The organism is Streptomyces sp. WM6378 (assembly GCF_001279695.1).
Lineage (GTDB): Bacteria > Actinomycetota > Actinomycetes > Streptomycetales > Streptomycetaceae > Streptomyces.
This window is the reverse complement of the sequence record NZ_LGDD01000070.1, coordinates 40042-63245: the sequence shown is the minus strand read 5'-3', so window position 1 is coordinate 63245 and position 23204 is coordinate 40042. Positions and strand designations below refer to the sequence as shown.

Below are 23204 nucleotides of genomic sequence, written 5' to 3'. Positions count from 1 at the left end.
AGGAGCACCCCCATGACCGCATCCCCCGAACCCTCAGGGCCCGGCGCCTCCCTCGTCGAGCGCCGCTCCATCGACGTCGTCCCGGACGCCGAGCGCCACGGCAGCGCCTTCAGCCAGTTCACGCTGTGGCTCGGCGCCAACCTCCAGATCACCGCCGTCGTGACCGGCGCCCTCGCGGTGGTCTTCGGCGGCGGCGCGTTCTGGTCGCTGATCGGCCTCGTCGTCGGCAACCTGCTCGGCGGCGCCGTGATGGCCCTGCACTCGGCGCAGGGCCCGCGCCTGGGGCTGCCGCAGATGATCTCCTCGCGGGCCCAGTTCGGCGTGCGCGGGGCGGTGGTGCCGCTGCTCCTGGTGATCGTGATGTACGTCGGCTTCTTCGCCAGCGGCAGCGTGCTCGCGGGCCAGGCGACCGGCGAGCTCACCCACCTCGGCGAGACCCCCGGCATCGTCATCTTCGCCCTGGTCACCGCCGTGACGGCGACGATCGGCTACCGGGTGATCCACGCGCTCGGCCGGGTGGCGAGCGTGATCTGCGCACTGGCCTTCGTCTACCTGGGCATACGTCTGCTTGACCGGATCGACCTGACGGCGGTCCTGCACGACCGCGCCTTCCACCTCCCGATGTTCCTGCTCGCGGTCTCCCTCTCGGCGTCCTGGCAGCTCGCGTTCGGCCCGTACGTCGCGGACTACTCGCGCTACCTGCCCCGCACGACCAGCACCCGCGCCACCTTCTGGTGGACGCTGGCGGGCTCGGCACTGGGCTCCCAGTGGTCGATGGCCTTCGGCGTGCTGGTCGCGGCGACCGCCGGCGACGCCTTCCTCGCCAACCAGGTCGGGTACGTCGTCGGGCTCGGCGGCACCGGCCTGATCGCCTCGTTCCTGTACTTCACGATCGCGCTGGGCAAGCTCACGATCAACGTGCTCAACACCTACGGCGGGTTCATGTCGATGGTGACCAGCGTCAGCGGCTTCCGCGCCCAGAAGACGATCGGGCCGCGCGCCCGCGCCCTCTACATCGGCGGCATCATGGTGGCCGGCACGGCGGTGGCGCTCGCGGGCAAGGACTCGTTCCTGACCTCGTTCAAGGACTTCCTGCTCTTCCTGCTGACCTTCTTCACGCCGTGGTCCGCGATCAACCTGGTCGACTACTACCTGATCTCCCGCGAGCGCTACGACATCCCGGCCCTCTTCGACCCCCGCGGCCGCTACGGCACTTGGCGCTGGGACGCGCTGTCGGTGTACGTGATCGGGGTGCTCGCCCAGCTCCCGTTCCTGGCCACGAGCTTCTACACGGGCCCGCTGGTCGAGCGGCTCGGCGGCGCCGACGTCTCGTGGATCGTGGGCCTGGCCGTCCCGGCGGCGCTCTTCTTCGTGCTGGCACGAGGAAGAAATACGGGGGGTACCCCCCGTGCGGACGAGGCCTCCGCTCCGTACCGTCAAGTGCATGGATGCCCGTGACACCGAGCCCCGGCCCAGCCTCCTGAAGGACGCCGAGCTCAAGAAGGAACTCGACGCCACCCTGCATGCCCGTCGGGACCTCGGCCCCGAGTACGAGTCCGCGCTCGTCGACTCCTTCCTGGAGAAGGTCGAGCAGCGGGTCGACGGCTCGGTGGACCGGCGGGTGCGGCGGCAGCTGGCGGAGCAGCAGATGGTCGTGGCCCGCGGCGGCCGCCCGGCCCGGGGCGGCCCGGAGAGCCACTTCGGCGAGCGCTTCGGCTTCGCCATGATCTCGCTGATCCTCGCGATACCGCTGTCCGCGATCGGCGCGGTCAACGCCGGTTACCCCGGGCTGCTCACCACCTGGCTCGGCATCGTCGCCGTGAACGCCGTGCACGCGGCACACCGCTGGCCGTGGCAGCTCTTCCGGCGGCCCCGCGAGGACGACTGAGCCACAACTTCCGCACGGAGGTGGTGAGTTGGGCCACAGCGAGCCTGGAAACAGGGTGGGCGCCGACTCCGAAAAAAGAGTGGGCGCCGGCCCCGGAAAAAGGTGATCGCGGGGACCGCCGCACCCCCGGTCGCCCGGGGGGCGGGACGACGGCGGTCCCCGCGAGGGACACGGTCCCGGGTCAGGGCCGGTCTCCGCGTCCTGGGCGTCCGTGGAAGTCCGGGAGCCGCTCCGGAAGTTCCTCGACGCCGCTGGTGGCGCCGGCCGGGGCCCCCTGCCCGGGTTCCCCTGCCGACATCCACCACTGTGCACGAGCCGTGTTAAGCGGGTGCTGCGCGCACATGTCGCGCTCGTACCGGTTGCGCGACTTCGTCTGCCTCGGCCGCTCCCGCCCCCGTGGGGGAGTGGGAGCGGCCGCCGGCCTACTGCGGGGTGCGGGCCAGGAAGGCCAGCAGGTCCTGGCGGCTGACCACCCCGGTCGGCTTGCCCTCGACGATCACGATCGCCGCGTCCGCCTTGCCGAGCACGGACATCAGGTCGCCGACCGGCTCGCCCGAGCCGACCTGCGGCAGCGGCGCGCTCATGTGCTTCTCCAGCGCGTCGTCCAACAGGGCCCGCTGGGTGAACAGGGCGTCGAGCAGCTCGCGTTCGACGACCGAGCCGATGACCTCGGCGGCCATCACATCGGGGTGACCCGCGCCCGGCTTCACGATGGGCATCTGCGAGACGCCGTACTCGCGGAGCACCTCGATGGCCTGGCCGACCGTCTCCTCGGGGTGCATGTGCACCAGCGAGGGAAGGTGACCGGCTTCCTTGTAGCCGAGCACGTCGGCGACGCGCGCGGAGGGGCCGGCCTCCTCCAGGAAGCCGTAGTCCGCCATCCACTCGTCGTTGAAGATCTTCGACAGGTAGCCGCGGCCGGAGTCCGGAAGGAGCACGACGACCACGTCGTCGGGGCCGAGGCCCTCGGCGACCTTGAGCGCGGCCACGACGGCCATGCCGCAGGAGCCGCCGACCAGGAGGCCCTCCTCCTTGGCCAGCCGCCGGGTCATCTGGAAGGAGTCCTTGTCGGACACCGCGACGATCTCGTCGGTGACGTCCTGGTCGTAGGCGGTCGGCCAGAAGTCCTCGCCGACGCCCTCCACCAGGTACGGACGCCCGGAGCCGCCGCTGTAGACGGAGCCCTCCGGGTCCGCCCCGACGATCCGCACCTTGCCGTCGCTGGCCTCCTTGAGGTAGCGGCCGGTGCCGGAGATGGTGCCGCCGGTGCCGACGCCCGCGACGAAGTGGGTGATCTTCCCCTCCGTCTGCTCCCACAGCTCGGGACCGGTGGTCTCGTAGTGCGAACGGGGGTTGTTCGGGTTGCTGTACTGGTCCGGCTTCCAGGCCCCCGGCGTCTCGCGCACCAGGCGATCCGAGACGTTGTAGTACGAGTCCGGGTGCTCCGGGTCGACCGCCGTCGGGCAGACCACGACCTCGGCGCCGTACGCCCGCAGCACGTTGATCTTGTCCGTGGAGACCTTGTCAGGGCAGACGAAGATGCACTTGTAGCCCTTCTGCTGGGCCACGATGGCCAGGCCCACGCCCGTGTTGCCGCTGGTCGGCTCCACGATCGTGCCGCCGGGCTTGAGGGCGCCGGACTGCTCGGCCGCCTCGATCATGCGGACGGCGATCCGGTCCTTCACCGAGCCGCCCGGGTTGAAGTACTCGACCTTGGCCAGGACTGTCGCCTGAATGCCCTGGGTCACACTGTTGAGCCTCACCAGCGGGGTGTTGCCTACGAGGCTGATCATCGAGTCGTGGAATCGCACCGTTGTCTCCGGGTCTCCGATTAGGTACCGCCAGCGTATGCGGACCACGATGGCGTGTTCACCTTTGCACTGGATTGAGCGGCACCCGCTACCGGGCAGTTAGCTGTTGTACGACTGCAAGCTCCAGGGAGGTGGCGGTGGCGGGGACTCTGTCGAGAGCGAGGGTGGCACGGCGGATCGCGACGGGCGCGGCGTTCGGCGGCGGCGGCATCGGGCTGCTCGCGGGGGCCGCGGTGGGCGTCGTCCTGGCCGAGCTGGCGCTCGCGAAACGCTCGGTGGGCGGCGGCTCCCCGCAGGCCCCGAACGCGGACGGCCTGTACGGAACGGCCTTCGCCGACGGTACGCAGCCGCTCAGGCTCGGCATGCTGGGCGACTCCACGGCGGCCGGCCAGGGCGTGCGAAGAGCGGGCCAGACCCCGGCCGCCCTGCTCGCCTCGGGGCTCGCGGCGGTCGCCGAGCGCATGGTTACGCTGCGGAACGTGGCGCTGCCCGGGGCCCGCTCCGACGACCTCGAACGCCAGGTGTCCCTGCTGCTCGCCGACCCGGCCCACCTCCCCGACGTCTGCGTGATCATGATCGGCGCGAACGACGTCACCACCCGGATGGCACCCACCACCTCGGTGCGCTACCTGTCGACCGCGGTACGCCGGCTGCGGACCGCCGGGGCCGAAGTGGTCGTCGGGACCTGCCCCGACCTCGGCACCATCGAGCCCGTCTACCAGCCGCTGCGCTGGCTGGCCCGGCGGGTCTCGCGCCAGCTCGCCGCGGCGCAGACGATCGTGGTGGTGGAGCAGGGCGGCCGCACGGTGTCGCTGGGCCATCTGCTCGGCCCGGAGTTCGAGGCGAACCCGCGGGAGCTGTTCGGGCCCGACAACTACCACCCCTCGGCCGAGGGGTACGCGACCGCGGCGATGGCGGTGCTGCCCACGCTGTGCGCCGCGCTCGGCCTGTGGCCGGAGTCCGACCACCCCGACGCCTCGCGCGACGAGGACATCCTGCCGGTGGCGAAGGCGGCCTCGGCCGCGGCGGCCCAGGCGGGCACGGAGGTCACGGCGGCCCGCGCGCCCTGGGCCCTGCTCAAACACCGGCGTCGGCGGCGCCTGCCGGACCCGGTGGAGCCGACCCGCAACGGCTCGCACACGAGACGGTGACGACGGGCGCCCCGGGGTGTCCCGGGGCGCTGGGCGACCAGTCGGCCGGCGCCGGGCAGGCCGCCGAGAACTCCACGGGGCGGCCACTGAGCAACCGCTTAGAAAAGAGTCCCGCATCACACGCCACCCCGGATGACCAATCCAGTACGTGCGGGTAACTTCCCAAGGAGTCCTGCCTTCCCATCCCCTGGAGCCGTGATGCCCGAAGCCGTGATCGTCTCGACCGCCCGCTCCCCCATCGGCCGCGCCTTCAAGGGCTCGCTCAAGGACCTCCGCCCCGACGACCTCACGGCCACGATCATCCAGGCCGCCCTCGCCAAGGTCCCCGGCCTCGACCCGCGCGACATCGACGACCTGATGCTCGGCTGCGGCCTCCCCGGCGGCGAGCAGGGCCACAACCTGGGCCGCATCGTGGCCGTGCAGATGGGCATGGACCACCTGCCGGGCTGCACGATCACCCGGTACTGCTCGTCCTCGCTCCAGACCTCCCGGATGGCGCTGCACGCCATCAAGGCGGGCGAGGGCGACGTGTTCATCTCGGCCGGTGTCGAGATGGTGTCCCGCTCGGTCAAGGGCAGCAGCGACGGCCTCCCCGACACCCACAACCCGTTCTTCGCCGACGCCGAGGCGCGCACCGCCGCCGTCGCGCAGTCCGAGGGCGCCAACTGGCACGACCCGCGCGAGGACGGTCTCGTCCCGGACGCGTACATCGCGATGGGCCAGACCGCCGAGAACCTCGCCCGCCTCAAGGGCATCTCGCGCCAGGAGATGGACGAGTTCGGCGTGCGCTCGCAGAACCTCGCCGAGGAAGCCATCAAGAACGGCTTCTGGGAGCGCGAGATCACCCCGGTGACGACGCCGGACGGCACCGTGGTCAGCAAGGACGACGGCCCGCGCGCGGGTGTCACCGTCGAGGGCGTCCAGGGTCTCAAGCCCGTCTTCCGCCCGGACGGACTCGTCACCGCCGGCAACTGCTGCCCGCTGAACGACGGCGCCGCGGCCCTCGTGATCATGAGCGACACCAAGGCGCGCGAGCTCGGCCTGACCCCGCTGGCCCGCATCGTCTCCACCGGCGTCACGGGCCTGTCGCCCGAGATCATGGGCCTCGGCCCGGTCGAGGCGTCCCGCCAGGCGCTGAAGCGCGCCGGGCTCACCGTCGACGACATCGACCTCTTCGAGATCAACGAGGCCTTCGCCGCCCAGGTGATCCCGTCCTACCAGGACCTCGGCATCCCGCTGGACAAGCTGAACGTCAACGGCGGCGCCATCGCGGTCGGCCACCCCTTCGGCATGACCGGCGCCCGCATCACCGGCACGCTGATCAACAGCCTCCAGTTCCACGACAAGCAGTTCGGTCTGGAGACCATGTGCGTCGGCGGCGGCCAGGGCATGGCGATGGTCATCGAGCGGCTCAGCTGAGACCTCGGCCGAACTCTTGACCGGGGTCTCGACCGGAACCTCGGCCAAAGAGGCCCCGGACGGCCGGAGCGCTGCGTTGACGCGTGGTCGACGCAGCGTTGACGCCCCGGCCGCCACAGGTTGAACGCACAGCGCGACCCTCGGCTCCCTGACCTGGGCTCCCGCGTCCCACAGGCCACGCACAGCCAATCGTTCCGCGTCCTAACCGTGACCGAATCTCCCCCAGGATGTGACGTATCTCCTGCGGGGAACGCGTTCTCCCAGGTCAGGGATGGTATGCCGGTAAACCTGAGGCCCAAAGACCTGTCCATTTCGTGACGTAATGCACTGACACCGGGAGCGGGCTCACGACAAGCTGATGTAGGAAGTCGGGGAATCGTTTGAATCCGGGAGTAAGTCAGTGAGCGCCATGCCTCTTGCCCTGCTGCTGACCACGGCCGCTGCCACGGCCGTGGGCGCCGCTGCCCTGCACGCTGCCCACGGGCTGCGCAAGCAGGTCGTGGCTCTGCGCGAAGACCTGGCAGCCGCCCGTGCCGAACACCGCGCCGACCAGAGCGTCTCCCTGCCCCAGCAGGCCCGCTCCAGCGCGACCCCGGCCGCCGAAATACGCGCCGCCGTCGCCGAGGCCCTCGCCGAGGAGCGGGAGCGCGAGCTGGCCGAGGCGCGCGCCTTCTGGGCCGCCCAGGAGGCCAGGGACGCCGCCGACGCGCCCTCCCCGATGCTGGGCGGGCTCGCGGGGCTCGGCGAGGACGCCGCGTTCTTCCTGCCCCGCCAGGCGGACTTCACGGGCCTGGAGGCCGAGGCCCTGGAGATGGCCGAGGCCCTGGAGACCGCGGAGGAGTTCCCCGAGGACTCCCCCGAGCTCGCCGCGGCCCGCCGACGCCACCCCTCGCACCCCGACTTCGTACCGGTCCAGACGCCCGTCGTCGCCGACCACGAGGCCACCGTCTCCCGCCTGGAGGAGCTCGCCGAGTCCCGTACCGCCCTCGCGGACGTGCGCCCGGGGCCGCTCGGCACGCTCGACGTGTACGTCTTCGCCGACGGCACCACGCTCTGCATGACCCCGGGCCACCGCGAGACCGCGGAGCGCCTCGCGGACGCCCTGCGCGACGGCGACGCCCCGGTGCTGCTCGGTGGCTCCGGAGTGTCCGGCGCGTACGCGCTGACCTTCTCGTGCGGCCAGGAGAGCGTCTACATCCTCGCGGACCGGGTCATCGCCTCGCTCTGACGGCGACGGCCACTCCCGGGGGCGGCTAGCCGAAGGCCCGCGCCCCCGCGGCTTCCACCAGCTCCACGGCCCCGTCCGGCTCCCCGCCGGGCGGGGTCTTCGCCGTGCGGAGCGCCTGCGCCAAGTCCCGTCCGGCGACCATGACTTGGTCCGCGACCGCGAACGCGCCGGCGTCCGGCATGATCCGCGGCTCGCGCCCGGGGTCCTCGACGCGCTGCGCACGGACCGCCAACTCCCGGGCCAGCGCCAGCCCTTCGGCCGCCGCGCCACGCCGCAGCCGGCTCTCGGGAGCGGCACGCAGCCGGTCGGCGAAGCGGTCCACGGCCAAGATCAACGGGTTCACATCGAGCACGCCGCGACCCTACGCGCCTCCCCCGCACTGTTGCCAATACGCGAACCCTCAGGCACGGTGCAGTGAAGGACCAGTAAGCGCAATGCCTCCGGAGGCGCCGATGTCCCAAGTCTTCTCCGAAGAGACCCATCGCAACCTGCTTTCCCGCATCCCCCATTGCACCGGTCGTGAAGTGTCCGACTGGCTCCGCACCGTCGAGGAAGGCCCCTCCCTCTTCCGTTTCGAGGAGAAGGTCAGCTGGCTCCGGAGCGAGCACGATCTCGCCTATGGGCACGCCAAGGCGATCATCCATGAGTACGACCTGAGGCGGGCCGCGCGCCGCCTGCTCTAGCTCCGGGAGGAACTCCGCCGCCAGGCTTCCCGCAGGGAAGCGCACCGCCCCTTCGCCCCGCCGATGACCGGTCGGCGGGGCGAAGTGCTGCCCGGATGCCTCCCGGCGCCCGGTCCGGATGCCCCCGGTCCACACCGGCGCGAGCTCTCCCGCCCCACCGCCCTCACGCGCCTGCACGCGCCTTCAGTAGGTGAACTCCCCATCCCTGCAAGGGCTTTCACCGCTTTACCTCTTGACGCTCCGGACGACGGGGAGCACAGTGACCGCGCAGCCCGTCGTTGAGAGCGCTCTCAGAGCGCTCTCTTTCCGAGAGAGGCACCCCCCACATGCACCCGACGCCCCACAGACGCAGCCCGGCCAGGCGAGCCGTGATCGCCGTGCTCTCCACCCTCGGCCTCGCCGCGGCCTCCGCCGCGGTGGTCGCCCTGCCCGCCAGCGCCTCCGCCCCGCAGCCCCCGGCGGGCTGGACCACGGTGTTCACCGACGACTTCAACGGCCCGGCCGGGTCCGGCGTGAACACCGCGAACTGGCAGTACACGACCGGCACCAGTTACCCCGGCGGCCCCGCCAATTTCGGCACCGGCGAGGTCGAGACGATGACCTCGTCCACCAACAACGTGTCCCTGGACGGCGCCGGGAACCTGCGCATCACCCCGCAGCGCGACGCGGCGGGCAACTGGACCTCCGGCCGCATCGAGACCAAGCGCTCCGACTTCCAGCCCCCGGCCGGCGGCAAGCTCCGCATCGAGGCGCGCCTGCAGATGCCGGACGTGACGGGCGCCGCCGCCAAGGGCTACTGGCCGGCCTTCTGGGCCCTCGGCTCGCCCTTCCGCGGCAACTGGTGGAACTGGCCCGGCATCGGCGAACTCGACGTCATGGAGAACGTCCAGGGCCTCAACAACAACTGGTCCACCATGCACTGCGGCACCAGCCCCGGCGGCCCCTGCAACGAGACCACCGGCATCGGCGGCCAGAAGGCCTGCGACGGAGCCACCTGCCAGAGCGGCTTCCACACGTACGCCGTCGAATGGGACCGCTCGGGCCCCACCGAGCAGATGCGCTTCTACCTGGACGGCGTCAACTTCCACACCGTGAACCAGAACCAGGTCGACGCGACGACCTGGACGAACGCCACCAACCACGGCTACTTCGTCATCCTGAACGTCGCCATGGGCGGCGGCTTCCCCGACGCGTTCGGCGGCGGCCCCGACGCGGGCACCCAGCCCGGCCACCCGCTGGTCGTCGACTACGTCACCGTGCAGCAGGCAGCCGGCTCCGGCACCACCACCCCGCCCACCACACCCCCGGCCGGCAACCGTGACGCCTACGGCACCATCCAGGCCGAGTCGTACGACCAGCAGTCCGGTGTGGTGAAGGAGACCACCACCGACAGCGGCGGCGGCCAGGACATCGGCTCCCTCGCCAACGGTGACTGGGCGCTCTACAAGGGCGTGGACTTCGGTACGACAGCGGCCAGGCAGTTCTCCGCGCGAGTGGCGAGCGGCGCGGCCGGCGGGGTCAGCGGCCTGGTGGAGGTGCGCCTGGACAGCCGGAGCAGCGCGCCCGTCGGCAGCTTCGCCGTGGCCAACACGGGCGGCTGGCAGAGCTGGCGCACCGTCCCGGCGAACATCAGCGGCGTGACCGGCACGCATGACGTGTACGTGACCTTCACGAGCGGCCAGGGCGCGGACTTCGTCAACGTGAACTGGTTCACCTTCGGCCACTGATGAGGAGGCAGGCATGAAGACCGTACGGCTCCTCCTCGCGGCCGCGACCGCCGGCGCCCTGATGTTCCTCGGCGCGGGCGGCGGCACGGCGACGGCCGCCAACACCCCGGCCGCCGCGGCCGGATTCCCGATCGTCTTCCAGAACAACACCCACGGCGCGTACGCCGACGCGCAGATCTACGTCACCGTGCTCGGCCAGATCACCCCCGGCCAGTGGTCGTACCTCAAGCCCGACGGCAGCACGGCCCACATCAACCACCTCGACGCGAACGCGCCGGGCCACCTCTCCAAGCACGGCGTGAACTACCCGAACATGTCGTTCACCCTGGCCCAGGCGGGCGGCCGGGTCGCCTCCCCGTCCTCGATCCGCGGCGGCCGCGTCTACCTCTCGCTCGGCTCGCCGCTCTACATCCCGGTCTCGCCGGACGACCAGGGCTGGGGCGGCCCCGACCCGAACAACCCGTCCGACCCCAACAACGACGTCTACTACGACTGGTACGAGTACACCTTCGTCAACGGGCAGGCGGCGTACGGCGGGAACACCACCCAGGTCGACCAGTTCGGCTTCCCGATGACCTCCCGGCTGCGCCAGACCTCCAGCGGCTACGACACCACCCGCGGCATCACCAGGACCCGCGCCCAGGTCATGTCGGCGTACGCGGCGGGCGTCGGGGCGGCCTTCGAGCCGCTGCGGTCCACCTACCGGATCGTGGCCCCGCGCTCGGCCGCCGGCTTCCCGGCGGACTACCTGACCGCGACCATCGACCAGACCTGGAGCTACTACGCGTCCCACCCCTTCACCCTGAGCCTGCCGGGCGAGACGTTCTCCGGGCGGGTCGCGGGCGACACCCTGACCTTCACCAGGAACGGCGCGGGCCCCTTCACCCTGCACAAGCCGACCTCGCGCGAGGTCATGGCCTGCTCGGGCGCGCTCGCCTCGGGCGGCGACGAGGAGAAGCGGCTCGGCGCGGAGTTCTGCGCCGCGTTCAACCGGGGCGTGGCCCAGAACACCGCGCTGTGGCACACCCCGTCCGCGTACTACCAGGGCACGGCCGCCAAGAACGACTACGCGGCCTTCTTCCACACGGTCGGCCTGGACGGCCGCGCGTACGGCTTCCCGTACGACGACATCAATGACCAGTCCTCGGTACAGATCCTGGGCAACGCGAACCCGCCCACCGATCTGACGCTGTCGATCGGCTGGTGAGCACACGACGAGGGGCCCCGCCCGGCGGTGTGCCGGGCGGGGCCCCTCGTGACGTTCACCGTCGCCGGTGTCAGTCGTTGCCCTGCAGGATGGAGATCAGCCGCAGCGCCTCCAGGTAGATCCACACCAGGGTCATGGTGAGGCCGAAGGCCGCCAGCCAGGACTCCTCGCGCGGGGCCCCGTACGTGATCCCGTCCTCGACCTGCTTGAAGTCGATGGCCAGGAAGCAGGCGCCCAGGATGATGCCGACGATCCCGAAGAGGATGCCGAGGCCGCCGCTGCGGAAGCCGAGGCCGTCGCCCCCGCCGATCGCCGAGAACAGCAGGTTGACCAGCATCAGCAGCATGAAGCCGATGGCCGCGGCCATGACGAAGCCGGTGAAGCGGCGGTTGACCCGGATCAGCCGGGTCTTGTAGGCGATGAGCACACCGGCGAAGACCGCCATGGTGCCGAGCACCGCCTGCGGTACCGCACCCGCCGACACGTGCGTCGTGACGGCCGAGCTGATCACGCCGAGGAAGACGCCCTCGAAGGCGGCGTACCCGAGGATCAGCGCCGGAGTCGGCTTGCGCTTGAAGGACTGGACCATGGCGAGGACGAACGCGACCAGGGCCGCGCCGAACGCGATGCCGTACGACTTGCCGATGTGCGCCGCGTCGACCGGCAGCGCCAGCCACGCCACGACCGCACCGGCGACGACCGTGCCGAGCGTGATCGCGGTGCGCGCGACCACGTCGTCGATCGTCATCACACCGGAGCGGGCCGGCGCCTGCTGCGTGTCCTGCTGGGCGTACGGGTTCGTCGCGTACGGGTTCGTGGGCGCCTGCGCGTACGGGTTGCCCCCGGCCTGCGGCGACTGCGCGGTGTTGAAACCGGCGTAGCCGTTGTCGCGGCTGAACCCCCGTCGCGAGAAGACCGGGTTGCTGCTCCTCATCTCACTCCTCCATGGCCACCGTGCGCGGCCTTGCCGTCAAGAGTAATAGGCTCGCAAAGAAACCGACGTAATGCCTAGGGAGGATCTTCACGCGTGGAGGAGGGGGGTGCAAGGGTCCGACGACCCGACGCGCGGGAAGCCGGAACCTGCATGAGTGCCCGGAGCCGGACTCGAACCGGCACGGCCCGAAGGCCAGCGAGGTTTAAGCTCGCCGTGTCTGCGTTCCACCATCCGGGCAAGGGCGCGCGGCTCCGCGTTTCGCGGGACGAGCCTAGCCCGACGCATCCCCCGAACAGCGGAACAACCACCCGATGTTGTCTTATTTTATTGACACCTGAGGGTGCGTCAGCACAGCTCGGGGCGGTGTTGGCACATGCCGGAGGCGGTTGGCAGGGCGTCCGGGGTACCCCGATATGCGGGCCCGGAATGACGGAAAGTCGATGCCCGATTCCGCCTCGCACCTGACGCTGGCACAGCTCGCCGGAGTACGCCTTGAGCGGCGGCGGAGTCCGCCTCGATCCCGTGCGCGTCTCAGGGGTGCCGTCATACCTCAGGAGGACGGCGGGGGTTCTTCCGTCCGACTCAAGAGGGCCAGCGAACGGGCACAGGGACTGACGATGTGCCGCCGTACGGCGGCAAGGATGGAGAAGTCCCCGAAAGCCGTTCGACAGGAGTACCTCCGTGACCACCATCCCCACCGCACACCGCGCGACCGCGGTGGCCGCCCGCGCCATCGAGCTGTCGAAGGTCTACGGCACGGGCGAGACCCAGGTGGTCGCCCTGGACCAGGTCACGGTCGACTTCCGGCAGGGCGAGTTCACCGCGATCATGGGCCCGTCGGGCTCCGGCAAGTCCACCCTGATGCACTGCGTCGCGGGCCTCGACTCCTTCAGCTCCGGCTCCGTCCGCATCGGCGAGACCGAGCTCGGTTCGCTCAAGGACAAGCAGCTCACGCAGCTGCGCCGCGACAAGATCGGCTTCATCTTCCAGGCGTTCAACCTGCTGCCCACGCTGACCGCCCTGGAGAACATCACGCTGCCCATGGACATCGCGGGCCGCAAGCCCAACAAGCAGTGGCTCGACCAGGTCATCTCCATGGTGGGCCTGGCCGACCGGCTCGGCCACCGCCCCACCCAGCTCTCCGGCGGCCAGCAGCAGCGCGTCGCCGTGGCCCGCGCGCTCGCCTCCCAGCCGGAGATCATCTTCGGTGACGAGCCGACCGGAAACCTGGACTCGCGCTCCGGCGCCGAGGTCCTCGGCTTCCTGCGCAACTCGGTGCGCGAGCTCGGGCAGACCGTCGTCATGGTGACCCACGACCCGGTCGCCGCGTCCTATGCGGACCGGGTCATATTCCTGGCCGACGGGCGGATCGTCGACGAGATGCTCCGGCCCAGCGCGGACGGGGTGCTCGACCGCATGAAGGCCTTCGACGCGAAGGGCCGCACCAGCTGACCCGGAGCCGTCGGGGGCTTCGCCCCCGAACCCCCTAGCCCTGCGCCGCCAGGCCCCCGCGCCCGTACCCGGTACCTCTGGGGGCCCTGCCCCCAGACCCCCGCTCCTCAATCGCCGGAGGGGCTGATTTTGGCCCCCGGCGTCCAAACGTCGCCGGAGAGGCGTCCAACGCGTCGGAGGGGCTGAGTTTCCGGCGCCCAGAGTCGGAGGGCTAGCCGCCCGCTGCTTGCCGACTGGCCCTCGATCACCCAGGACTGAGAAGAAATGTTCAAGACCGCCCTGCGCAACGTGCTCGCGCACAAGGCCCGGCTGTTGATGACGGTGCTCGCCGTCATGCTCGGCGTCGCCTTCGTCTCCGGCACGCTCGTCTTCACCGACACCCTCGGCAACGCCTTCCGCAACCAGTCGTCCAAGAGCTACGACAAGGTGGCCGTCGCCGTCACCACGTACGGCAGCCGTGACGACGTCGAGCGGGAGCCCGGTGTCAGCAAGCAGACCCTGCAGAAGATCGAGAAGCTCGACGGGGTCGCCTCGGCCACCGGCCGGGTGGACGGCTTCGCCGGTGTGGCCGGCACCGACGGCAAACTGATCGGCCAGGGCTGGGCCAACAAGGGCGGCAACTTCGCCCCCGGCCAGGACGGCAAGGACCCGGCGTACACCTTCACGCAGGGCTCGGGCCCGGTGCGGGACGACCAGATCGCCCTCGACAAGGACACCGCCGCCAAGGGCGAGTACACGGTCGGCGACACCGTGCGGGTGGCCACCAACGGGCCCGTCAAGCAGTACAAGCTCGCCGGCGTCTTCACCACCGAGGACGGAGCGGTCAACGCGGGCGGCAGCCTCGTCCTGTTCGACACCGCCGTCGCACAGCAGCTCTACCTCAAGCCGGGCTACTTCCAGAAGGTGAGCGTGGCCGCCGCCCCCGGCGCCGACGCCCAGAAGATCCTCACCGAGGTCAAGCCGCTGCTCCCCAAGGACGCCGACGCCAAGACCGGCAAGGCGCTCGCCGACCAGGAGGCCAAGGACATCGAGCAGGGCCTCAGCGGCCTCAACCAGACGCTGCTCGCCTTCGCCGCGATCGCACTGTTCGTCGGCATCTTCCTGATCTCCAACACCTTCACCATGCTGGTCGCGCAGCGCACCCGTGAGCTCGCCCTGATGCGTGCCGTCGGCGCCTCGCGCGGGCAGGTCCGCCGCTCGGTGCTCGCCGAGGCCCTGGTGGTCGGCACCATCGCCTCCGCGATCGGCTTCGCGCTCGGTCTCGGCCTCGCGACCGGGCTGCGGTCCGCGATGGGTGCCTTCGGCGCCAAGCTGCCGGACGGCCCGCTGATCGTCTCGGCGACGCCGGTGATCGCCGCCCTCGCCGTCGGCGTCCTCGTCACCCTGATCGCCGCCCTGCTGCCCGCCTGGCGCGCCGCGAAGATCCCGCCGGTCGCCGCGATGAACAGCGTGCACGGCGTGGCCACCACCAAGTCCCTGGTCGTACGGAACTCCATCGGCGGCGTGATCACCCTCGCCGGTGCGGGCGCGGTCATGGCCGGTGCCGCCGCCGGCAAGGACGGCAAGATGCTCATCGGCCTCGGCGCCTTCCTCGCCCTGGTCGGCATCATCATCCTGATCCCGCTCCTGTCCCGCCCGATCATCGCCCTCGTACGGCCCGCGCTCAGCAAGGCGTTCGGCGTCTCCGGCAAGCTCGCCAGCCAGAACGCGGTGCGTAACCCGCGCCGCACCGGCGCCACCGCCTCCGCGCTCGCCATCGGCCTCACCCTGGTCACCGGCCTGTCCGTGCTCGGCGTCACGCTCGGCACCGCCATCGACAAGATGACGACCGACAACATCAAGGCCGACTACATGGTCCAGATGGCGGCCAACGGCTCCGGGCTCGACAAGGACGTCCTGTCCGCGCTGCGCAAGGCCCCGGGCGTCTCGGCGGTCTCCCCGAAGGAGTCCTCGTACCTCCAGCTCGACGGCCACGACCAGTCGGTGGCGGGCGTCACGCCCGGCGACATCGAGAAGGTCATCAACGTCGAGCCGGTGTCCGGCTCCCTCGCCACCCTCGGCCAGGGCCGGATAGCCGTCGACGACAAGACCGCCGCCAAGCACAACTGGAAGCCCGGCTCCAAGGTCGCCGTCGAGTTCGCGGACAAGAAGAAGGGCGAGCTCACGATCGGCGCGACGTACAAGGAGAACGAGTTCCTGGACTCGGTGCTCGCCCCGACCTCCGTGCTCGACCCGCACGAGACCAAGCCCTACATCCCGCAGATCTTCGTCAAGACGGACGGCGGCGCCACCAGCGCCAACGAGAAGGCCCTGGTCAGCGCGCTCGGTGACAACCCGGCGATCAGCATCATGGACCAGCAGGACATCCGCAACGAGTTCGGCGGCATGATCAACACGCTGCTCAACATCATGTACGGCCTGCTCGCGATGGCCCTGATCATCGCGGTCCTCGGTGTCGTCAACACGCTCGCGATGTCGGTGTTCGAGCGCCAGCAGGAGATCGGCATGCTGCGGGCGATCGGCCTGGACCGCCGCAAGGTCAAGCGCATGATCCGCCTGGAAGCCGTCGTCATCTCGATGTTCGGCGCGGTGATCGGCATCGGCCTCGGCTCCTTCCTCGCCTGGGCCATCGGCCAGACCATCAAGAAGTCCATCCCGAACTACGCCCTGGTCATCCCGTGGGACCGCATCGGCATCTTCCTGCTGCTCGCAGGGCTGGTGGGCGTGCTCGCCGCGATGTGGCCGGCCCGCAGCGCCGCGAAGCTCAACATGCTGACGGCCATCAAGACGGAGTAGTCGTCAAGTACCGCCGCACGCAAGCGAGTTGAAGGGCCCCGGGAGTTCGCCTCCCGGGACCCTTCGACGTCCTGCGGTCAGTTCCAGGTGCGGGACCTCAGCGGCATTCCCGAGGCGCCGCCCACCGGGGTCTTCACCGCCAGGATCTGGTTGACCCCGATCCGGTTGCGCTCGAAGGAGAGCGCGGAGGCCGCCATGTAGAGCCGCCAGATCCGGGCCCGGCCGGGGCTGGTGTACCGCACGGCGCGGGCCCAGTCGGACTCCAGGTTCGCCACCCAGTGACGCAGCGTCAGGGCGTAGTGCTCCCGGATCGGTTCGACGTCGCGGGCCTCGAACCCGGCCTCCTCCAGGGTGGCGAGGGTGCGGCCGAGCGGGGCCAGCTCGCCGTCGGGGAAGACGTACTTGTCGATGAACTCGTCGACCTGGTACGCCGATTCGTCCCGCTCGGGGCGCCGGGCGATCTGGTGGTTGAGCAGCCGTCCGCCGTCCTTGAGCAGGGCGTACAGGATGTCGGCGTACTCCGCGTACCGCACCGTGCCGACGTGCTCGGCCATGCCGATGGAGGAGATCGCGTCGAACGGGCCGTCCTTGACCTCCCGGTAGTCCTGGACGCGGATCTCTATCCGGTCGGTGAGCCCCTCCTCGGCGATCCGCTTGCGGGCGAACGCGGCCTGTTCGCGCGACAGCGTGATGCCGACGACGTGGGCGCCGTACTCGCGGGCCGCGTGGATGGCCATCGAGCCCCAGCCGCAGCCGACGTCGAGCAGCCGGTCGCCCTCCTTCAGGGCCAACTTGCGGCAGATCAGGTCGAGTTTGTCGCGCTGGGCGTCTTCGAGGGTGGCCTCGGGGGACTCCCAGTACGCGCACGAGTAGACCATCGACGGGCCGAGCACCAGCTCGTAGAAGTCGTTGCCGACGTCGTAGTGGTGGCTGATCGCCTCTTTGTCGCGGCGCTTGGTGTGCAGTCGGCCGGTGCGGCGCCGCATCTCCTCGGCTGGCGGGGGCGGCGGGGGCAGTGCGCCGCCCAGCTTCACCAGGGCCTTGGCGGCGGCCCGCAGCCTCGGGTCGCGCACCGGGTGGAGGGTGTCCTTGGGCTCGCCGCCGCGCTCCCAGATCAGCCCGGCCAGCAGGTCGAGGGCCGCGTACAGGTCGCCCTCGATGTCGACCTCGCCCGCCACCCAGGCGCGGGCCAGGCCCAGTTCGCCCGGCTTCCACAGCAGTCGGCGCAGCGCGCGCCGGTGGCGTACGACGAGAACCGGGGCGCCGGGCGGGCCCGCCTCGCTGCCGTCCCACGCCCGGATGCGTACCGGGAGTGCCTCCCCCAGCAATTCCTCGGCAAGAGCGGTCAGCCGCAGCGCCGCGTCGGCCATGGTGCACACCTCCGTGCCTCGCAGAAATGTCTCAGCACCCCCGTCAACAGTGCCCGGGCGCGGGGCAATCCCGCTACCGCGCATGAGAGTGACAGGATGTCTGCATACACCATCTTCTTGGCCGGAAATCGATCATGAAGCAGCCCGGACTGCCGGGTACGCCGAAGGGGCCGCCCGCACCACGGATGGCGGACGGCCCCTTCGGGGTAACGCTGGTGGGGCTAGGAGGCCTTGGCCTTCGCGTCGGCCTTGTCCTCGGCCTTGGCCGCGGGAGCCGGAGCGGGCTTGGCCGCCTCGTAGAACTCCTCGCGCGGCGTCTCCATCGCGCCGAGGGAGACGACCTCGCGCTTGAGGAACATCGCGAGCGTCCAGTCGGCGAAGACGCGGATCTTGCGGTTCCAGGTCGGCACGGCCAGACCGTGGTAGCCACGGTGCATGTACCAGGCGAGACGGCCCTTGAGCTTGATCTTCATCTTGCCCATGACGATCATCGCGACGCCCTTGTGGAGGCCGAGGCCCGCCACCGCACCCTTGTTGGAGTGCGAGTACTCCTTCTGCGGGAAGCCCCGCATGCCGGAGACCACGTTGTCGCCGAGCACCTTGGCCTGACGCAGCGCGTGCTGGGCGTTCGGCGGGCACCAGGCGCGCTCGGCCGGAACGCCGGCCTTGATCGAGGCGAGGTCCGGGACCTGGGCGTTGTCGCCCGCGGCCCAGATGTAGTCGGTGCCGGTGACCTGGAGGGTCGGCTGGGCGTCCACGTGGCCGCGCGGGCCGAGCGGGAGGCCGAAGCGGGAGAGCGCCGGGTTGGGCTTGACGCCCGCGGTCCACACGATGGTGTTGGAGTCGACCTCAAGGCCGTTCTTCAGCACGACGTGGCCGTCCACGCAGGAGTCCATGGAGGTCGAGAGGTAGATCTCGACGCCACGGCCCTCAAGGTGCTCCTTGCCCCAGCGGCCGAGCTCCGGGCCGACCTCGGGAAGGATCTTGTCGGCGGCGTCGACCAGGATGAAGCGCATGTCCTCGCGCTTGACGTTGGTGTAGTACTTGGCCGCGTCGCGGGCCATGTCCTCCACCTCGCCGATGGTCTCCGCGCCGGCGAAGCCGCCGCCCACGAAGACGAAGGTCAGCGCCTTGCGGCGGACGTCCTCATCCGTGGTGGAGTCGGCCTTGTCGAGCTGCTCCAGAACGTGGTTGCGCAGGCCGATGGCCTCTTCCACGCCCTTCATGCCGATGCCCTGCTCGGCGAGACCGGGGATCGGGAAGGTGCGGGAGACCGCACCCATCGCGATGACCAGGTAGTCGAAGGGCAGCTCGTAGGCCTCGCCGACGAGCGGCGCGACCGTGGCGACCTTGCGGTCCTGGTCGATGCTGGTGACCCGGCCGGTGAGCACCTCGGCTCCACGCACGACGCGTCGCAGCGGGACGACGACGTGACGCGGCGAGATGCTGCCTGCGGCGGCTTCGGGGAGGAAGGGCTGGTACGTCATGTACGAGCGCGGGTCGACGACCGTGACGGTCGCTTCCGCGTAACGCATCTTCTTCAGAATGCGTCGCGCTGCGTACAGGCCTACGTACCCGCCACCTACTACGAGGATCCTGGGACGCTCCGTGGTGCTCATGCCATCGAGTATCCACCCGCCGATGGACCCCCGCTCGTGCGCCCCTTCACAAGGTTCGCAGGGGGCTCTGCTACACTGCGCGGCCCACGTGACCGAGGTCATGGCGCGATGAGGGAACCACGGTATAGGGGAGAACGTTGTTCACCCCTCCTGAACTGGCCTGCACGGCGCCGGGCCCGCTGGACCACTGCCGTATGAAACGCAGGCGTAACACGGCAACCACCGTCTGGAATGCGCACGGAAGGGGCCCCTGAGCCTCGGAAAGCGGTCCCGGGACCACAAACCTCGGCCCGGGGGCCCCAATTCCTTGTGAAGAACTTCACGAACTTTCTCGCGCGGCCGGGCCCAAAGGCCCTCCCAGGACCGCGATCAGGCGACCGACCAGGCGATTCCGTCCAGAATGTCGTGCTCGCTGACCACGACCTCACGGGCCCCGGTCCGCTCCATCACGGCAAGGAGCACCAGCGCACCGGCCGCGATGACGTCGATCCGGCCCGGGTGCAGCACGGGGATGCGGGTGCGCTCCTCGTGGGTGGAGGCGAGCAGCCGCTCGGTGACCGCGGCGACGTCGTCGTGAGAGATACGTGAATGATGGATGGCGGCCGAGTCGTACGCGGTCAGGCCGAGCGCGATCGCGGCGACGGTGGTGACCGAGCCCGCGAGGCCGACCAGGGTGCGCGGCTCGCGCAGCGGCACGGTCTGCTCGGCGAGGTCGAGGGCCGCCTCGATGTCGGCGCGGATCGCGGCGATCTGCTCGGGCGTGGCCGGGTCGCCGGGGTGGTGGCGCTCGGTCATCCGCACACAGCCGATGTCGACCGAGCGGGCGGCCTCCACGGTCCGGGAGCCGACCACGAACTCGGTGGAGCCGCCGCCGATGTCGACGACCAGGTAGTCGCCGTCGGCGTGCAGTTCCTTGGTGGCGCCGGTGAAGGAGAACTCGGCCTCCTGGTCGCCGGAGATCACCTCGGGCTCGACGCCCAGGATGTCGAGGACGCCGCGTACGAAGTCGTCCCGGTTCTCGGCGTCGCGCGAGGCGGAGGTGGCCACGAAGCGGATGCGCTCGGCCCCCAGCTCCTTGATCACCGCGGCGTACTCGCGGCACGCCGCGAACGTCCGCTCCAGGGCCTCGGGGGCGAGCCGCCCGGTGCGGTCCACGCCCTGGCCGAGCCGGACGATCGTCATGCGCCGGTCCAGGTCGACGATGTCCCCGGTAGCCGGGTCCGCGTCCGCGACCAGGAGGCGGATCGAGTTCGTACCGCAGTCGATCGCGGCGACGCGCGTCACTTGGTGTCCTCCCCGCCGCACGGCGTCACGCACGGGCCCTTCGCCCACCACTCGGGCAGCATCGCGATCGCCTCGTCGCCGAGCGGGTTCACGCCCGGGCCCGCGGCCAGCGAGTGACCGACGAGGACGTGCAGGCACTTGACCCGGTCCGGCATGCCGCCCGCGCTCGGGAAGCCCTCCAGGACGTCGATGGCGTCGCGGCGCGCGATGTAGTCCTCGTGGGCCGCGCGGTAGGCGGCGGCGAGCTCCGGGTCGCTCGCGAGGCGCTCCGTCATCTCCTTCATGACGCCGTTCGCCTCAAGCGTGCCGATCGCGGAGGCCGCGCGCGGGCACGTCAGGTAGTACGTCGTCGGGAAGGGCGTGCCGTCCTCCAGGCGCGGGGCCGTCTCGACGACGTCCGGGTTGCCGCAGGGGCAGCGGTGCGCGATCGCGCGCAGCCCGCGCGGGGGGCGGCCCAGTTGCTGCTTGAAGGCGGCGATGTCCGCGTCGGTGGGCTCGGTGCGTTCGGTCTGGGGCGGGGGCGTTTCCATGCCTGGGTCAGTCTCTATCGCTAGCAGGTGGTCAGTTGGCGGGGCGGTCGGCATTGTCGACGCCGTCCCAGAGGTTGTAGTGCCAGGCGCGGCTGGTCGCGGCCTTGTCCTCACGGTGCTTGTTCGCCGTGCCCGGGTCGACCACGGTGAAGCTGGTCTCCCCCGGGAACTGCATGTGCAGGTGCTCGCGGGCCAGTTTCTCGATGTACGCGTCGTCCTGGAGCCGCGCCTTCTCGTCCCGCAGCTCCTCGACCGCCTTCTGGGCCTCGGCGGCCCTGCGCCGCTGGTCGGAGATGTCGGCGCGCTGCGAGACGTACTGCCGCATGGGGTAGGCGAGCGCCACGATCAGCGAGCAGAGGACCAGGGCGAGCAGCGCCGCCCGGCCGGTGAGCCGGGAGCGGCGGGCCTGGCGTTTGCTCTGCGAGCGGTAGACCCGGGCGGCGGTCTGCTCGCCCAGCACCTTGAGCCGGGCCGCGGTGGAGAACCGGTCGCGGTCCGTGGCCTTGGCGTTCTTGCCCATCGCTCTCCCGCCTCCCCTTACACACGTACGTCCCCGGACACGGTACGGGACCGCGGCCGGGGACGTACGTACGACTGGCTAGGGCTTTAGCCCATCAAATGTCAGCCCTTGAAACGCGGGAAGGCGCTGCGGCCGGCGTAGACCGCGGCGTCGTCGAGGATCTCCTCGATGCGCAGCAGCTGGTTGTACTTGGCGACGCGGTCCGAGCGGGCCGGGGCGCCGGTCTTGATCTGGCCGCAGTTCACCGCGACGGCGAGGTCGGCGATGGTGACGTCCTCGGTCTCGCCGGAGCGGTGGGACATCATGCACTTGAAGCCGTTGCGCTGGGCCATCTCGACGGCGTCCAGGGTCTCGGTCAGCGAACCGATCTGGTTGACCTTGACGAGCAGGGCGTTGGCGGAGCCCTCCTCGATGCCGCGCGCGAGGCGCTCGGGGTTGGTGACGAACAGGTCGTCGCCGACGATCTGGACCTTCGAGCCGAGGCGCGAGGTGATGGTGTTCCAGCCGGCCCAGTCGTCCTCGAACAGCGGGTCCTCGATGGAGACCAGCGGGTACGCGGAGACGAGCTCCTCGTAGTACTCGGTCATCTCGGCGGCCGAGCGGGACTTGCCCTCGAACTCGTACTTGCCGTCCTTGTAGAACTCGGACGCGGCGACGTCGAGCGCGAGCGCGATGTCCTTGCCCGGGGCGTAGCCGGCTTCCTTGATGGCCTCGACGATGAGGTCCAGGGCGGCGCGGTTGGACTCCAGGTTCGGCGCGAAGCCGCCCTCGTCGCCGAGGCCGGTGGAGAGGCCCTTGCGCTTCAGGACGCCCTTGAGCGTGTGGTAGACCTCGGCACCCCAGCGAAGGGCCTCGGAGAAGGACTCCGCGCCGATCGGGGCGATCATGAACTCCTGGATGTCGACGTTGGAGTCGGCGTGCGACCCACCGTTGAGGATGTTCATCATCGGGACGGGCAGCAGGTGCGCGTTGGGGCCGCCCAGGTAGCGGAACAGCGGCAGGTCGCTGGCCTCGGAGGCGGCGTGCGCGACGGCGAGGGAGACGCCGAGGATGGCGTTGGCGCCGAGCGAGCCCTTGTTGTCCGTGGCGTCCAGGTCGAACATGGCCTGGTCGATCAGGCGCTGCTCGGTGGCGTCGTAGCCGACGAGCTCCGGGCCGATCTGCTCGATGACGGCGAGGACGGCCTTCTCGACACCCTTGCCGCCGTAGCGGTTGGGGTCACCGTCGCGGAGCTCGATGGCCTCGAAGGCACCGGTGGAGGCGCCGGACGGAACTGCAGCACGGCCGGTGCTGCCGTCGTCGAGGCCGACCTCGACCTCGACCGTGGGGTTGCCTCGGGAGTCCAGGATTTCCCGGGCTACGACGACGTCGATGGACGGCACGAGCATCTCCTTCTGGGATGTGACGCTAGATGTGACGCAAGCAGTGCAAGGTCGTGCGGGGTCGCGTTCGCCTTGCGACAAGAGCCTAACCGGCTCTGGGGCTCCGGCCAGCCGAGTGCCCGCCTCCTGGGACGAAAAAGGGACCAAGGACCCTTAATCCCGGGCAAAGGACCACAACACTACTGCTGGGTAACAGCGAAAAC

General features: G+C 70.4%; 19 protein-coding genes and 1 tRNA gene. 10 read left to right on the top strand and 10 right to left on the bottom strand.

The window, feature by feature from the left end; genetic code table 11:
* Positions 1-12: 12 nt before the first annotated feature.
* Positions 13-1458: a purine-cytosine permease family protein gene (locus ADK54_RS09230; RefSeq protein ID WP_053725060.1), complete on the top strand. Its 1446-nt coding sequence runs from the start codon at positions 13-15 to the stop codon at positions 1456-1458.
* Positions 1445-1888 carry a hypothetical protein gene (locus tag ADK54_RS09225; protein WP_053725059.1) on the top strand — a complete coding sequence of 148 codons (444 nt, stop codon included), beginning with the start codon at positions 1445-1447 and terminating at the stop codon, positions 1886-1888. Before ADK54_RS09230 ends, ADK54_RS09225 begins: the two co-directional genes overlap by 14 nt.
* 422 nt (positions 1889-2310) lie before the next feature.
* Here the strand turns inward: ADK54_RS09225 and ADK54_RS09220 are convergent, their stop codons facing one another.
* A complete protein-coding gene (locus tag ADK54_RS09220) occupies positions 2311-3699 on the bottom strand; it encodes a cystathionine beta-synthase (RefSeq protein ID WP_053725058.1) in 1389 nt (462 codons plus the stop codon).
* A 164-nt stretch (positions 3700-3863) separates the two neighbouring features.
* On the opposite strand from ADK54_RS09220, the gene ADK54_RS09215 reads away from it, so the two are divergent.
* From ADK54_RS09215 to ADK54_RS09205, 3 genes are all read left to right on the top strand, one after another.
* A complete protein-coding gene (locus tag ADK54_RS09215) occupies positions 3864-4850 on the top strand; it encodes an SGNH/GDSL hydrolase family protein (RefSeq protein WP_053725057.1) in 987 nt (328 codons plus the stop codon).
* Between the two features lie 198 nt (positions 4851-5048).
* Positions 5049-6269, top strand: coding sequence for an acetyl-CoA C-acetyltransferase (locus tag ADK54_RS09210; RefSeq protein ID WP_053725056.1), 1221 nt, complete (start codon positions 5049-5051; stop codon positions 6267-6269).
* 409 nt (positions 6270-6678) lie between these two features.
* Entirely contained in the window at positions 6679-7497 is an 819-nt protein-coding gene (locus ADK54_RS09205; protein WP_199826911.1) for a hypothetical protein, read from the top strand.
* 25 nt (positions 7498-7522) lie between these two features.
* Here ADK54_RS09205 and ADK54_RS09200 read toward each other — a convergent pair whose 3' ends face one another.
* The gene (locus ADK54_RS09200; protein WP_053725055.1) at positions 7523-7849 is read right to left on the bottom strand and encodes a hypothetical protein; all 327 of its coding nucleotides are present in this window, start codon (positions 7847-7849) and stop codon (positions 7523-7525) included.
* A 100-nt stretch (positions 7850-7949) separates the two neighbouring features.
* Between ADK54_RS09200 and ADK54_RS09195 the strand changes: the two genes are divergently transcribed.
* The 3 genes from ADK54_RS09195 (at position 7950) to ADK54_RS09185 (ending at position 11114) form a co-directional block, all read left to right on the top strand.
* A complete protein-coding gene (locus ADK54_RS09195) occupies positions 7950-8180 on the top strand; it encodes a DUF4287 domain-containing protein (RefSeq protein ID WP_053725101.1) in 231 nt (76 codons plus the stop codon).
* Between the two features lie 326 nt (positions 8181-8506).
* Positions 8507-9907, top strand: a complete 1401-nt coding sequence (locus ADK54_RS09190) for a glycoside hydrolase family 16 protein (RefSeq protein WP_053725054.1) — start codon at positions 8507-8509, stop codon at positions 9905-9907.
* Positions 9908-9920: 13 nt separating this feature from the next.
* Positions 9921-11114, top strand: coding sequence for a glycoside hydrolase family 64 protein (locus tag ADK54_RS09185; protein ID WP_053725053.1), 1194 nt, complete (start codon positions 9921-9923; stop codon positions 11112-11114).
* Positions 11115-11184: 70 nt separating this feature from the next.
* Here the strand turns inward: ADK54_RS09185 and ADK54_RS09180 are convergent, their stop codons facing one another.
* Positions 11185-12048, bottom strand: a complete 864-nt coding sequence (locus ADK54_RS09180; RefSeq protein WP_053725052.1) for a Bax inhibitor-1/YccA family membrane protein — start codon at positions 12046-12048, stop codon at positions 11185-11187.
* A 155-nt stretch (positions 12049-12203) separates the two neighbouring features.
* A tRNA-Leu gene (locus ADK54_RS09175) sits at positions 12204-12285 on the bottom strand.
* Between the two features lie 444 nt (positions 12286-12729).
* Between ADK54_RS09175 and ADK54_RS09170 the strand changes: the two genes are divergently transcribed.
* Positions 12730-13500 carry an ABC transporter ATP-binding protein gene (locus tag ADK54_RS09170; RefSeq protein ID WP_053725051.1) on the top strand — a complete coding sequence of 257 codons (771 nt, stop codon included), beginning with the start codon at positions 12730-12732 and terminating at the stop codon, positions 13498-13500.
* 264 nt (positions 13501-13764) lie between these two features.
* Entirely contained in the window at positions 13765-16296 is a 2532-nt protein-coding gene (locus ADK54_RS09165) for an ABC transporter permease (protein ID WP_053725050.1), read from the top strand.
* Between the two features lie 77 nt (positions 16297-16373).
* On the opposite strand, the gene ADK54_RS09160 is transcribed toward ADK54_RS09165, so the two are convergent.
* The 6 genes from ADK54_RS09160 to eno all read right to left on the bottom strand — a co-directional run bounded on the left by ADK54_RS09160 (position 16374) and on the right by eno (position 23007).
* Positions 16374-17666, bottom strand: coding sequence for an SAM-dependent methyltransferase (locus ADK54_RS09160; protein ID WP_053725049.1), 1293 nt, complete (start codon positions 17664-17666; stop codon positions 16374-16376).
* A 221-nt stretch (positions 17667-17887) separates the two neighbouring features.
* Positions 17888-19285, bottom strand: coding sequence for an NAD(P)/FAD-dependent oxidoreductase (locus tag ADK54_RS09155; protein ID WP_078966233.1), 1398 nt, complete (start codon positions 19283-19285; stop codon positions 17888-17890).
* Between the two features lie 369 nt (positions 19286-19654).
* Positions 19655-20569: a Ppx/GppA phosphatase family protein gene (locus ADK54_RS09150; RefSeq protein WP_053725047.1), complete on the bottom strand. Its 915-nt coding sequence runs from the start codon at positions 20567-20569 to the stop codon at positions 19655-19657.
* Complete coding sequence (locus ADK54_RS09145) at positions 20566-21099, bottom strand: DUF501 domain-containing protein (RefSeq protein ID WP_053725046.1); 534 nt, start codon at positions 21097-21099, stop codon at positions 20566-20568. Before ADK54_RS09145 ends, ADK54_RS09150 begins: the two co-directional genes overlap by 4 nt.
* A gap of 31 nt (positions 21100-21130) precedes the next feature.
* Positions 21131-21619 carry an FtsB family cell division protein gene (locus ADK54_RS09140; protein WP_053725045.1) on the bottom strand — a complete coding sequence of 163 codons (489 nt, stop codon included), beginning with the start codon at positions 21617-21619 and terminating at the stop codon, positions 21131-21133.
* Positions 21620-21720: 101 nt separating this feature from the next.
* Positions 21721-23007: a phosphopyruvate hydratase gene (gene eno / locus ADK54_RS09135; RefSeq protein WP_053725044.1), complete on the bottom strand. Its 1287-nt coding sequence runs from the start codon at positions 23005-23007 to the stop codon at positions 21721-21723.
* Positions 23008-23204 lie beyond the last annotated feature (197 nt).

Excerpts from the sequence above, each read along its gene's own strand:
- ADK54_RS09230 (WP_053725060.1), top strand. The coding sequence starts at position 13 with ATGACCGCATCCCCCGAACCCTCAGGGCCCGGCGCCTCCCTCGTCGAG.
- ADK54_RS09225 (WP_053725059.1), top strand. The coding sequence starts at position 1,445 with ATGGATGCCCGTGACACCGAGCCCCGGCCCAGCCTCCTGAAGGACGCC.
- ADK54_RS09210 (WP_053725056.1), top strand. The coding sequence starts at position 5,049 with ATGCCCGAAGCCGTGATCGTCTCGACCGCCCGCTCCCCCATCGGCCGC.
- ADK54_RS09205 (WP_199826911.1), top strand. The coding sequence starts at position 6,679 with ATGCCTCTTGCCCTGCTGCTGACCACGGCCGCTGCCACGGCCGTGGGC.
- ADK54_RS09195 (WP_053725101.1), top strand. The coding sequence starts at position 7,950 with ATGTCCCAAGTCTTCTCCGAAGAGACCCATCGCAACCTGCTTTCCCGC.
- ADK54_RS09190 (WP_053725054.1), top strand. The coding sequence starts at position 8,507 with ATGCACCCGACGCCCCACAGACGCAGCCCGGCCAGGCGAGCCGTGATC.
- ADK54_RS09185 (WP_053725053.1), top strand. The coding sequence starts at position 9,921 with ATGAAGACCGTACGGCTCCTCCTCGCGGCCGCGACCGCCGGCGCCCTG.
- ADK54_RS09180 (WP_053725052.1), bottom strand. The coding sequence starts at position 12,048 with ATGAGGAGCAGCAACCCGGTCTTCTCGCGACGGGGGTTCAGCCGCGAC.
- ADK54_RS09165 (WP_053725050.1), top strand. The coding sequence starts at position 13,765 with ATGTTCAAGACCGCCCTGCGCAACGTGCTCGCGCACAAGGCCCGGCTG.
- ADK54_RS09160 (WP_053725049.1), bottom strand. The coding sequence starts at position 17,666 with ATGGCCGACGCGGCGCTGCGGCTGACCGCTCTTGCCGAGGAATTGCTG.
- ADK54_RS09155 (WP_078966233.1), bottom strand. The coding sequence starts at position 19,285 with ATGAGCACCACGGAGCGTCCCAGGATCCTCGTAGTAGGTGGCGGGTAC.
- ADK54_RS09145 (WP_053725046.1), bottom strand. The coding sequence starts at position 21,099 with ATGGAAACGCCCCCGCCCCAGACCGAACGCACCGAGCCCACCGACGCG.
- ADK54_RS09140 (WP_053725045.1), bottom strand. The coding sequence starts at position 21,619 with ATGGGCAAGAACGCCAAGGCCACGGACCGCGACCGGTTCTCCACCGCG.
- eno (WP_053725044.1), bottom strand. The coding sequence starts at position 23,007 with ATGCTCGTGCCGTCCATCGACGTCGTCGTAGCCCGGGAAATCCTGGAC.